This is a genomic window from Methanococcus voltae (genome assembly GCF_017875395.1).
Classification (GTDB): domain Archaea; phylum AGJL01; class Methanococci; order Methanococcales; family Methanococcaceae; genus Methanococcus; species Methanococcus voltae_C.
The window spans coordinates 14901-27466 of the sequence record NZ_JAGGMO010000006.1; the positions used below are offsets into that span (position 1 = coordinate 14901).

Sequence of the window (12566 nt, forward strand, 5' to 3'; positions counted from 1 at the left end):
AATTAAATTAATTAATTAATTAATTAATTAATTTAAAATAGGGTATATTATGAAAAAAGATAATTCAAACGACGGAAATACGGAAAAGGGAATTAAAAAAGATATTTTAAGTTATACACTTAGAGACCATCTTTTTAATGGTATCCGGCAACATTCAAACTGGCAATATCATAAATACGGGATAAACTGTAAACTTTCAGGTGCCTTAAATACTGCCGTAGAACTTGAAAATTCGAAGGTAATAGTTCATGGATGTTCGCATTGTGCCTTTAATCAGCGTCTATCGCCTAGAACAATGTATGATCCGGCTTACGACGTCGAATGTACAAACATGACTGAAAAAGACGTAATTTATGGTGGTGAAGAAAAATTAAGAGCCAAAATAATCGAAGTTTATGAAAAATACCATCCAAAAATAATAACTGTTTTACCATCTTGCATACCTGGTTTAATAATGGACGATATAACCGGAGTTATTGCAACATTAAACGATGAAAATATATTAAAAGACTGTAAATTAGTGCATGTATCTTCTGAAGGCTTTTCACACCGTGCAAAGAATGCCTTTGAACGAGTTATGAAAGACTATACAAAAGCATGGAAAAACCCAAAAGATGTGCCAAATTATGAAATAAGAGGCTGTGGAAAACAGGAGGCGCTCTATTCATTTTTTAAACAGCTTTATACGTTAAAAGATGATAAAGATGATCTTGAAAATAAAAAACAGCACTTAAATGATAAATATGATAAATATGATAAAAATGATAAAAATGAAGTTAATGGTTCAAAAGTTGTTAATATAGAATCCATCGGTTTACAGGGCTTTGTAAACAAATTAGAAGTTGAAAATATTTCTAAAATTTTGAAAAGGGCTTCAATTGATGTAAATTTAATACCTACAAACTTAGAACATTGTAAAAATGCAAGTAGCGCAGATTTAAACGTTGTTATGGGTAATATACGATGGGCAGAACGTATGAAGCAGGAATTTGGCATAAAATACGTTAAAAAATGGTTTTACCATTATGGAATTGAAGGTACAGAGCAATTCTTTAACGAAATATTTGAAGAAGTAGGTTTGAACGATGAAGAGTTAACCAGCGCAAAACAAATTGTTAAAGAAGAAAAAGAAAAAGCAGTTCTTAAATTAAAAAATTACTCTGAATTCTTAGGTAAATATAACTATGCCGTATATACATCTGGATTCTTTACAACCCCGTATATTTTAAAGATATATTTGGAAGATTATGGTTTACCGATTAAATATGTATTATTGGACACTAAATCACTTAAAAATTTAAATATATCTGATGAAACAATTAACGAAACCGTTGAAAGTATTCAAAAATTGTTTGATGAATGGAATTACGATATAAAAATCGTATTAAATCCTGAAATAGAAGAATTGAACGATATTGCTGAAAATGTGGATTATATATTGGGGGATAGACATTTACCATATATTGAAAATATACCAATAATTAATTTGCACCTTGTTTCGTCATTCCTTTACCGTTCAAGTTTTGATTTATTAACTGAGTTTTCAAAATATATGGTTCGTAAAATTAAAATTAAACAAAACTCTAAATATCAAGTGGACAATTCAAAATTGATAATTTCCAATTTTGATTATGATAAAGTTCATTATCCGCTATTAGACGAAGAAGTACCTCGTAATTCCATGAAAATATGGAGAGAAATTTGGGCAATAAAATCAGAGTAAATTGACAAAATTAATGGATATTAATGGATATTAATAGATATTAATGAATTACTGATAAATAATTTAAAATAATTTCTAAATTTTAATAATTTCTAAATTTTAATAACTCGATAATATGTGATAGTATGGACGCAGGTAAATATTTTGGAACTTTTAGGGCGTGTTACGGGATTAAAGATGCTATAATCTTAAATCACGCCCCTGTAGGCTGTAATTGGGGCACTATGATATATGGAACTTCTCAAAACTTAAATGATTTGAGAATGTCATCTAGTATTATGCACGAACAAGAAATCGTATTTGGTGGGGAAAATACATTAAAAGAGACTTTAATTTCAATGGATGCCAATTATGATACTGTTAAAAACCCCTTATTAGTATTGCTCGTAGGAGATATTCCATCTATAATCGGGGACGATGTAAGTGGAATTGTAGAGGATGTAGAGATTGAAAAAGATTACGTTATAATAAATGCGGAAGCTTTTAAGGGAGATGCTAAAAAAGGATACGAAGACGGACTTTTAAAGCTATACTCATTAATTTCAAAGAATTTTGATGAAAAAATTGAACGTAAAAATAAAATTAATAAAATTAATAATAAAAAAGATACTAAAAAAGATACTAGTATCAATTCTATAAACTTAATTGGTCTTTGTATCGACGATTACAAAATTGAAGCTGATTTAAAGGAAATTAAACGAATTTTAAAGGAATTCAATATTGATGTCAATTGTGTACTTTCAAATTGTACTTATTCAGAGTTTTTAAATTCCCCTAACGCAGATTTAAACGTTGTTATTGGACAAGGCTTTGAATTTGCCAAAATTATGCAAAAAGAACATGATATAGACTATGTTTCTGTAAACTACCCTTATGGAATTGAAGGAACTAAAAAATTTGTAAAATCAATAATTTCCAAATTAGAAAATAATAGGTATATTGATGAAGAATCTTTTGAATCAAAATATAATAGCCTCGTGGATTACGAACCTTATAAAAGGGTTTCAGTATATATGAATGGTCTTTATTCAGTGCCTGTATCAATTATAGGTGATTTTAAAGCTGAATCTATGGCAGAATTTTTAAATCAGGAACTGGGAATGGATATTGAAGTAGTCGCTCACTATGGTGAAGACTATAAAACAGACGTTCTATCCTCGTATAGTACAATTATTTTTGGCAGTAGCTTTGAAAAAGGACTTTCCAACGACTTAGACATACCCCTTATACGATACACATACCCAGTATTCGATAATGTATCATTATCAGATAATATACCTTACGCAGGTATAAACGGAGCATTATGCCTCGTAGAAGACATTTTAAACTCTGCTTTGAGTAGATGTGGTAAATTTAAATATAAAATTTAAATATATAAATTAAACATAAAGTTTAATTATAATTCCATTTAAAATTTAAGTATAATCGTATAAACTTAAAAGATTAAGATTAAAAGGTGTAACCATGCATTATCAAAATATAACTGATGACAGCGTAAAAATAGAAAAGTTATTTAAAAAAGACGATTGGGTGGCTAAAAGGTTTAAACACACCGTTGAAATTAAAGATGAAAGTGAAAAAACCAAAACATTAGTTGTAGAATTTGAAAATCCTAGGAAAGTTCTTTCAACAACTGATGGAATGGTTACTGTAGATTACGTAGGTAATAACTCAATCCCTGTGCCATTCTGGGACAAAGTGCACTCGTACAAAGACTACCGAAAACAGATATTTGAAAAAATTGAGATATCCAAAGAAGAAATAGCACTTTTAGCAACTGGGGCAAATATGGATAATTTATCCATACACTACGAAGAATTTGATGAATTTTACGTTGTTGCACTTTCAACCGCAGGAGCTTTGGGTAATGCCATAAGACTTGGGGATGAAAGGGCAGATTATATCGAAAAAGATTTTGAAACATACTGTATAAACGAAGACGGTACAATTACTAAAAAAGAGAAAGTCGGTACTGTAAACATAATCGTCATTACAAACGCAGATTTAACCGAAGGAGCTATGGCAAAAGCTATTATTTCAATTACGGAAGCTAAAACCAATGTATTTTTAGATTTGGGCGTAAAAAGTACAAAACATCCTGAATTACAATCAACCGGTACGGGTACCGATAGCGTAATCATAGTTGGAGGAAATGGTTCAAAAGTTGGATATACTGGAGGACACACCAAGCTAGGTGAAATGATAGCAAAATGTGTAAAAAGAAGTGTAAGAGAAGCTATGATACTTCAAGATGAATTGAATTATGATTTTGAGGAATAATTAAAATTGTTTTATTCTTCTTTTTTTATTCTTCTTTTTTTATTTTAATTATTTTAGTTTTATATTATTCTTTTTATCTTTATTATTATTATTATTATTATTATTTATTATCTTTTTATCTTTTTTTATTGAATTATAAGTTTTTTCTCCCCTTTAATAATTAAGTATAATACTACTATACCCCCTACAATATCCAATACGGCACCTATTGGCAATATAGTCAAAGAATTGGTATTTGTAAGCAATGCTATCGGTAAATAATACTTTAAAGATATCAAGTAACACACCAACATCAAAATTGCGCCAACTAACATACTAGCAGGTAGTAGATACCTATTATCCGAGGTTTTTATAATCGGTCTTGCCAAATAAGGTCCTGAAATACCTACAAAAGCCATTAAACCAACTAAAGGAATTATCAAACCAACTACAAATGAAGTAGTCAATAAAATTTTAATCCTAATTTGCTTAATATTTGCCCCAAAGCTTTTTGCGTAGTTTTCACCAAATAATAACGCATTAAGTGGCTTTACAAGGTAGATACCCAATATTATAAACACTATCATTGCAAAAGTCATCGGATATAAACTGTCTAAAGTTAATTTCGATACTTCACCCATTGAAAACCCATAATATTGTTTAACTGAGTCTACAGGAGCATTGCTGATTAAATAAGATGTTAAACCAGAAAACATGTAACTTGCAAGTAATGATATTATAATTATACTATTCGATTCAGACGACTTATGAGCTATTGCTATTAAGATTAACGTGGAAAGTAAACCACCAATCCAACCCGCTATTAGTGTTTCGTAGCCCATAAAAGCCTTAAAAAATTCCGAAAATGAATTTACGAAAAGTACCAATGAAACCATTAGTAAAACTCCGCTTGATATTCCCGTAGTGTATGGAGAAGCCAGTAAGTTTCTAAATAAAACCTGCAACATTAAACCACTGCCTGCTAATGCCATACCTACGAGTATGGCACCAAATACCTTAGGAAACCTTATTTCTTTTATAATTACATCTTTGTAAACCTCGCCGGTCGTATGATGTAATATTGCCTGAGTAATATCACCTACAGATACGGATTCTGCGTTTCCCCCATAATAAATAGATATTATAAACAATATGATACAGATTATTAATAAAAATAACAATACCAGATATTTATAAGATTTTTTCTTATATATTTTATTTAATGTATTGTTAGTTTTATCCAATATATTCTCTTTTAAATTATCTTTTAAATTATCTTTTAAATTATCTTTTAAATTATTTTCTTCATCCATTTTTGTCACCAATTATATTAAAGGCATTACATCGTGAAATTTTTAGATTTTGTATACATATATATTGCAATAGGGGCACCCATAATCGATAATGGACATAAGAGTGGCAAAGCATTTGCATTTGCCGATAAAAAAACACCAGGGCGTGTTAAAATATCTGCAATTATTAAAAATATTGGGCCCAACAAGATAGATAAAGGAATTAATTCGTTATGCTTTGCAGACTTATTAATCAGTCTGGCTATTATTGGACAAAACATACCAATAAATCCAATAGGTCCGGTAAAAGCCACTACTGTAGCTGTTAATATGGACGATATTAATAATAACTTTCTTTTAAATGACTTAAGGTCTATTCCAATGCTTGTTGCATAATTATCCCCCAAAACATTTGCATCCATATTTTTGGAGAGTGCCAATATTGAAAATATCATGAAAGGTATTATTAAAAGTGCCATAACACCTATTTGGTTCCAATAGAGGTTGTTAACAGCCCCCATACCCCAACTAATAATTCCATGTAGTTTTTCGCCATCTCCCCCTAGTATATCACCAGTATATATTAAAATGGTTGTAAATCCGGATGCTAAAGCACTTACCATTATTCCAGATATTAAAAGGGTTGAAACTTGCCTGGTTATTTTGGCAATAGCGGTAACTAAAGACATTACTACCAAAGTACCCAGATATGCAAATAAAACCATGCTAAACGAAGATGTGCCTAGTGTCGAGGTTAACGACAACGTTATAATCCCATACGCCACAACACCTAGCATTGCACCACTTGAAGCACCCATTAAATACGGGTCTGCCAAGGGATTTCTAAAATAACTCTGCATTAGTATTCCCGCTAATGAAATACCCATACCTGCCAATAAAGCACCTGCTGTCCTAGTCGCCCTCATTTTGGCAAGTAATAAGTCAGTAGTCCTGCTTCCAGTAGTACCATTTAAAATATAGGCTATGATGTCTGAAATAGAAATGGGTATTGTACCGAGCATAAGACTTAACAAAATAACAAAAAACAATATGAAACTAAGTAAAATACATAATTTTGTAAATTTTTTCAATTTTTCACCGAAATATATTTCTATCGTACGTATTGCAGGCATGGCATTACAAATTATTATGAAGTATTATAAATTATTACAATAAAATTTAAAATATTAAAGTTTAATTTAATAATAATTATACCTGTTGATATTTATTGGTTTTGAAATCTCGACTTTAGTTTAATTCTAAAAACATAAATTTATATATTTAGAAAATAAATAAAGTTTTGTTTAAATATATTAAAAATAACTATAATAGTATAATACGATAATTGGTATACTCGTATAAATAACTATTGAAGTAAAAAATACGACAAAATAACTAAAATAAAATTATATTAAAAATTAACAGCTGATATCATTTCATTAAAAGGTGATTAATTTGAATATAAATTTAAAAGCTAAGATTGGGCTTTTAATGTTATTCGTGCTTATGGTAATCCCGTCCACTTTCGCAAGTGGTAATTACGATTACAGGCTCGGAGATGTTAACCAAGATGGCAAAATATCTGTTTCAGACGTTGTTTATTTGTTTAATAACAGAAATTTAGACATAGAAGATGCAGACGTTAACGCAGATAATAAAATATCTGTTTCAGACGTTGTTTATTTGTTTAACTATTATGACGACATGAGTAATTCAATTACGCATGCAATAAATATGGATTTAAAATACTACGATGCTAGAGGCTACGAAGTAAATCCATACAATGGCGAAAGCTACGAATACAAAATATTAACCGATTCAACCGGTAAAAAAATATTATTAAAACATACTGACCAGATCGATCCTACTGGTGACAACTGGGGCTCAAAATACGATTTAAGTGTTGATATACCATTAACCAAAGCATTAGTAATGAGTTCAACACAGATAGCTTTAATGAATCCTTTAAATAATGACGGAAGCGTTTTCGGTTCAATCAAAGGTATAACCTATGGTGGTGGATACGACTGGTACTACCCAGAAATTGAATCATGTCTTAATAGTGGTACAATTGTAGACTTAGGTTCTTCAAGTGCCCCCGTGGAAGATAAGATAGTTGCATTGAGTGATTCTCAATTATCATTCGTATATCCAGACCCTTGGAGTAATAACGCATTTTCAACAGCTTGTGATAAAGCTAATGTTTTACCGGTTTCAGATGCAGAATACCTTGAACAAACATTCTTAGGTAGATGCGAATGGGTAAAAATGTTTGCAGCATTCTATGATAAAGAAGATTTAGCTTCAAAATACTTTAACGAGCAAGAGAAAAAAGCATTGAACGTTAAAAGAGTTACACAAACCGCAGATGCTACTCCTTTAGTAGCTTGGGGTAGTTCATCATCATGGGGTACATACGTCCCTAAATCACAAAGTTATGTTGTAAAAGGTCTTGTACAAGACTGTAACACACAATATACATTCTTAGACCAGACTGGAACTGGTAGTGCAAGTATTGGCTACGAAACATTCTTTGATAGGAATAAAAATGCAGATGTTTGGGTAGTTTCATCAACACTCGGTTACTTAGGTAACTTTAAAACACAGTATACGGGATATACAGAATACAAAGCATATCAAAACGGTAGAATATTCTGTTTCTCAGATGACTTCTATCAAACGGGTTTAGAAAAAACTTCAAAAGTTCTTGAAGATATGGCAATAATTACACATCCTGAACTTTACCATGGTAAAACAACTAAATACTTGTTACACTTTGATCCTGAAGCAGGTACTGCAGTACCTTACACAGCGTAAGTGACTTTATAATACCTATGGTCGAATAATACCAAAATAAATACAAAATAGTAGATAATAGCTAAATTCATATATTATATTAATATGGGTAATTAATATAAAAAATATAATAAAAATATAATAAAAATATAAAATAAAATAGAATAATATAGAATAAAATATTTTTCTTTTTTTTAAATTTTTAAAACAATGTTTAAAATAAAAAATAAAATAATATTATAAAAAATAATGGTAAAATAAAAGATATGCTATTAATCAAGTAACTTTTTTAATTCAAAAATACTTTTGTCAATTTCTTCAACATTATTTAATCGTCTACTTTGAACTTCAATCATCTTTATACAATTTAAGTCCTTTAAAGCTTTTTTATAATTTTCAAAAGGTATTTTACCATCCCCTATATTTAAATGCTCGTCAAAATCCCCATTGTTGTCGTGAATATGGACGTGTTTTATACGATTAAAAATTTCTCTATCGCCATTTAGGAATTCGTCTATGTTATTATTCAAATATGAGTGTCCCATATCAAAAGTGATTCCAACGTCTCCAAAACTATCGATAACATTTGAATCCGGTGTCTTAAAAAGCATCATTTCATAATTTGGCATATTCTCAATTGTAAGTTGTACGGAATGCTCTTTTTGTAACCTATTCATATCTTCAATGGTTTTTAAAAACGCTTCAACCGCCTTGGGTCGCATACTGTCAAAAACATTGTAACCAGGGTGTAAAACAATAACTCTTGCATTTGTACTATCGGCTATTTTTATGAGATGCTCAATTATATCAACGTTAACTTTCCTTAAATTCTCATATTTAGAAGCTAAATTCATATCTTCCAAAGGACAGTGGATTGTATATTCTAAATTATAAGATAGGGGAAGTTCAGGGTTTTTAAAAACCCCTATGTCGCTATCGCTAACTAATTCTACGTAATTAACCCTTTTTTCAAGAAATTCCAAAGCTTCATCCAATGTATATTTTGTCTCGTGGAATAAACTTGAAGATACACCTATCATAATTTCCCCCTTTAATTATTATTAGTATTATTATTAGTATTATTAGTATTATTAGTCAATAACAGATTAACTATTAACAATTTTAGATTCTGAAGTATTTAATGAATTTAACGTGCCTAAAATATCATTATCGGTTAAATTCTCAATATTATAATAATCTATACCGTATTTTTTGGCAATTTTCTCCCCGATACCAATTTTTACAAAAGATTTTTTCTCAGTATCAATAAATATCAAATTGATATGTCGTTCAAGTAATTTTTCAACAATTTCACAAATTTCCGAGAAATAATTTTTGTTTATATTTACATTCGGCTTAAAATCACTAATCATTACTAAAACAGGTATCATATTTGGATTTTTACGCATTTCTATTTCAAAAGTTTCATAAGCTTTTGTAAAAGCGTCGTAAAGAGGGGTTCTACCGCCTGTTTTTAATCCGATAAGGTTAGCTTCTGCAAGCTCTACAGAAGAAGTAAAGGGAACTACGAGTTCGGCTTTATCTTTTCTAAATGCCACCATAGACACTTTGTCCCTATTTTGGTAAGCATCCATCAATAAGGATACAATTGCACCTTTTGAAGCCTCCATACGTTTCAAAACTCCCATTGACCCACTTGCATCCACTCCAAACATGATATGTGTTGAAATATTTTTTTTCTTAACCTTATATTTCATATCTTCGGATTCGATATACAATGAAAGATTTTTAGTACTATTTTCTCGCCTAAACTTTTGATATGGGGCTGACGCTTTTATTGTAGCATCAAAAGCTATATCGTTGTTCGAATTAGATTTATATTTTACATAGCTACCTTTAGAGCTGTAACTACTAACTCGTTTACCGCTAGAGTACCTCTCTATTCTATCATTTAATTTTATATCCAGTATTTTTGGATTAATTTTGCCTGAAGCTCCAAATTGTTCCTCAAAATTGTTATTTGAAGTATTCTGATTATTGGAATTTTCATTATCATTATCATTATCATTATCATTATTGTCTTGAATTTCATCTTCAGTTTCTGAATTTTCATCCATATTTTGATTTTGAGGAATTTCAAAACTATTATTTTCTTCCAAATTATCAGTTTCATTGTTTTTGGTTTCTTCTTCACTTTCTTCTTCATTATTGTCTTGAATTTCATCATTTTCTTGAATTTCAGGCTCATCTAGTTTTTTGAATCGTCTTCACTATTATTTTCATTATTATCTTCGTTATCTTGGTTTTCTTCGTTTTCAAAATCATCAAAAAATTGCTCTAATTTTTCATTATTTAAGGTAGGCGGGTCAAATGGTTTTCTTCTCATTCTGTGAGGTAATGCAAGCTCGCAAGCCTCTTTTATATCATCTATTACAACATAATCGCGCTGGTTAAGTGCTGCAATCGTTTTCGCAGTCCTTGCGACTGTAATATCTGCCCTATTTGTAGGAATGTTCATTTCAATACATATTTGTGAGATAAACTCAAGCAAATCATTTTCAATTTTAACGGTTGGTAAAATTTTTCTCGCATTGCTTATTTGCTCTTTTAAAAGGTTTTGCTCTTTTGAATATTCTTCTAAAACCATTTTAGGATTTAAATTAAACTCTTCAACCTTTTTAATTACGTTTACTCTTTTTTTAACGTCCATTAAGCCATCAACATTAACCATTAACCCAAATCTGTCTAATATCTGAGGTCTTAACTCCCCTTCTTCAGGATTCATAGTGCCCACCAATATAAATTTAGACGGGTGTCTTATGTTAATACCTTCTCTTTCAATGGTATTCCAACCCATAGCTGCTGCATCAAGTAATATATCCACTATGTGGTCATCTAAAAGGTTTACTTCGTCTAAATATAATATATTCCTGTTTGCATCTGCTAAAATACCTTTATCTAATGATTTGATACCTTCTTTTATTGCTTTTTCTATATCGATTGTACCAATTACTCTGTCTTCAGTACTGCCTATGGGTAATGTAACAACTTTCATTTCCTTAAAAGCTGTTTTATAAGGCTTATTTTTTGATAAACATTCATCGCACATGTTACCTTTTGGGTCACAGCTAAATATACAGCCGTCCATAACTTCCATTTTTGGCAATATATCAGTTAAAGACCTAACAGTTGTAGATTTTGCAGTTCCTTTTTCACCCCTTATCAAAACGCCACCTATTGAGGGGTTTATAGCATTTAAAAGTAGCGCTTTTTTCATCTGTTCTTGTCCTTCTATTGCAGTGAATGGGAAATGGAAATTTTTTGCCATTTGATTCGCCTCCATATGCCGTTGGTAAACTTTTTTAGTATTAAAATTAGGGTAAATACTGTAAATTATTTTAAATAGTAATTATATGAACTATTATATAAATTTAACATAAGTTTAATAAAAATAAAATTTACTTTAATAGGGGAATTAAAAATATTAAACAACTAAATAAAGGTATAATAATCTAAAAATAAAAAAATAAGAAATTAAAATTAGAAATAAAAAACTATGATAGAAAGATAAATTTATAATTAGTAATTAATTATTGGATTTTTTGTAAATTACCGTTTAAAAATTCTTTTAAAGTGTTTTCTACATCCAAATCTTCTGCTCTGTACAAACTTGTTTTTCCATCTAAAGCAGTTAAACTTCTTTGACCCATGTTTATAAATAAAACAGCGTCTGGATTTTCTACCATTAATGATTGTACGGTGCTACCGTGTCCTGAATGGGTACCGTCACCGCAAGGTGTATTTTCTAATTTTTTGGAGCTTACTACTTCGTTATTTTCGTTAATTTCGTATAAAATGAAGTATTCTGATTTTCCGAAGTGTTCTGAAACTTTTTCATTTATAATAGGGATTGCTAATTTCATTTTTTCACCGATTTTTTATTTTAAATTAAAAATATGTAGTAATTAAGTAGTAATTAGATATTACTTAAATATTCATTAAATATTCATTAAATGGTTATATTTAAAGTAAGGAAATTCAAAAAATTAAAATTTTCTTCCGAAACCACTACCTAAACCAGCTCCTCTGCCGGGTTTGTTAAAACCACGACCTGCACGACCTGCACCACATCTTCTTCCGAAACCACGGTTACCCGTAGCACTATTGAAATTTCGACCGTAAAATCCTCTTGCGTCGATTATTTCGCTATCGTCAAAGATTTCAGTGATTGCAGTGCTTTCTACGTTTTCAGTAATTGTATTATTTTTAGTAGCAAATTTTTCCTTAATTTCATCAATCGTCATGCCCATTGCAAGCAATCGTCTAACACCTAAACCCCTCTCTGAAGATTCTAGGCCTAATTTATCACATATGCAGTTTCTGTGCAATCTAAAGTCCATATTTTCACCAATACTACTCAATTTTACAATTTAATTAGTAAATAAATCTAATATTTATTTTACACATATGTGTAAAATATAATATATTATTCATTGCATATAAATTTTACCATATTATCTCAAAATTCAAAAAAA

Annotated in this window: 11 protein-coding genes; 4 read left to right on the top strand and 7 right to left on the bottom strand. The window is 30.0% G+C overall.

From position 1 onward, the window contains the following. Positions 1 to 49: 49 nt before the first annotated feature. From J2127_RS06740 to J2127_RS06750, 3 genes are all read left to right on the top strand, one after another. Positions 50 to 1723 carry a nitrogenase component 1 gene (locus J2127_RS06740; protein WP_209732807.1) on the top strand — a complete coding sequence of 558 codons (1674 nt, stop codon included), beginning with the start codon at positions 50 to 52 and terminating at the stop codon, positions 1721 to 1723. A 125-nt stretch (positions 1724 to 1848) separates the two neighbouring features. Next, on the top strand, positions 1849 to 3093 hold the full coding sequence (locus tag J2127_RS06745; RefSeq protein WP_209732808.1) for a nitrogenase component 1: 1245 nt from the start codon (positions 1849 to 1851) through the stop codon (positions 3091 to 3093). A 94-nt stretch (positions 3094 to 3187) separates the two neighbouring features. After that, a complete protein-coding gene (locus tag J2127_RS06750) occupies positions 3188 to 4003 on the top strand; it encodes an adenosylcobinamide amidohydrolase (protein ID WP_209732809.1) in 816 nt (271 codons plus the stop codon). Positions 4004 to 4128: 125 nt separating this feature from the next. Here J2127_RS06750 and J2127_RS06755 read toward each other — a convergent pair whose 3' ends face one another. Then, positions 4129 to 5295, bottom strand: coding sequence for a FecCD family ABC transporter permease (locus J2127_RS06755; RefSeq protein ID WP_209732810.1), 1167 nt, complete (start codon positions 5293 to 5295; stop codon positions 4129 to 4131). A 26-nt stretch (positions 5296 to 5321) separates the two neighbouring features. Further along, positions 5322 to 6365 carry a FecCD family ABC transporter permease gene (locus J2127_RS06760; protein ID WP_209732811.1) on the bottom strand — a complete coding sequence of 348 codons (1044 nt, stop codon included), beginning with the start codon at positions 6363 to 6365 and terminating at the stop codon, positions 5322 to 5324. Between the two features lie 355 nt (positions 6366 to 6720). Here J2127_RS06760 and J2127_RS06765 point away from each other — a divergent pair, with 355 nt between their 5' ends. After that, complete coding sequence (locus tag J2127_RS06765; protein ID WP_348635421.1) at positions 6721 to 8091, top strand: ABC transporter substrate-binding protein; 1371 nt, start codon at positions 6721 to 6723, stop codon at positions 8089 to 8091. Between the two features lie 251 nt (positions 8092 to 8342). Here J2127_RS06765 and J2127_RS06770 read toward each other — a convergent pair whose 3' ends face one another. From J2127_RS06770 to J2127_RS06790, 5 genes are all read right to left on the bottom strand, one after another. Then, a complete protein-coding gene (locus J2127_RS06770) occupies positions 8343 to 9110 on the bottom strand; it encodes a sugar phosphate isomerase/epimerase family protein (protein ID WP_209732812.1) in 768 nt (255 codons plus the stop codon). A 66-nt stretch (positions 9111 to 9176) separates the two neighbouring features. Continuing rightward, positions 9177 to 10190 (bottom strand): VWA domain-containing protein, encoded by a 1014-nt coding sequence (locus tag J2127_RS06775; RefSeq protein ID WP_348635422.1) that lies wholly within the window; start codon positions 10188 to 10190, stop codon positions 9177 to 9179. An 89-nt stretch (positions 10191 to 10279) separates the two neighbouring features. Further along, on the bottom strand, positions 10280 to 11359 hold the full coding sequence (locus J2127_RS06780; RefSeq protein WP_209732813.1) for an ATP-binding protein: 1080 nt from the start codon (positions 11357 to 11359) through the stop codon (positions 10280 to 10282). 262 nt (positions 11360 to 11621) lie between these two features. After that, complete coding sequence (locus J2127_RS06785) at positions 11622 to 11954, bottom strand: NifB/NifX family molybdenum-iron cluster-binding protein (protein WP_209732814.1); 333 nt, start codon at positions 11952 to 11954, stop codon at positions 11622 to 11624. 123 nt (positions 11955 to 12077) lie between these two features. Further along, complete coding sequence (locus tag J2127_RS06790) at positions 12078 to 12431, bottom strand: hypothetical protein (protein ID WP_209732815.1); 354 nt, start codon at positions 12429 to 12431, stop codon at positions 12078 to 12080. Between the last annotated feature and the right edge of the window lie 135 nt (positions 12432 to 12566).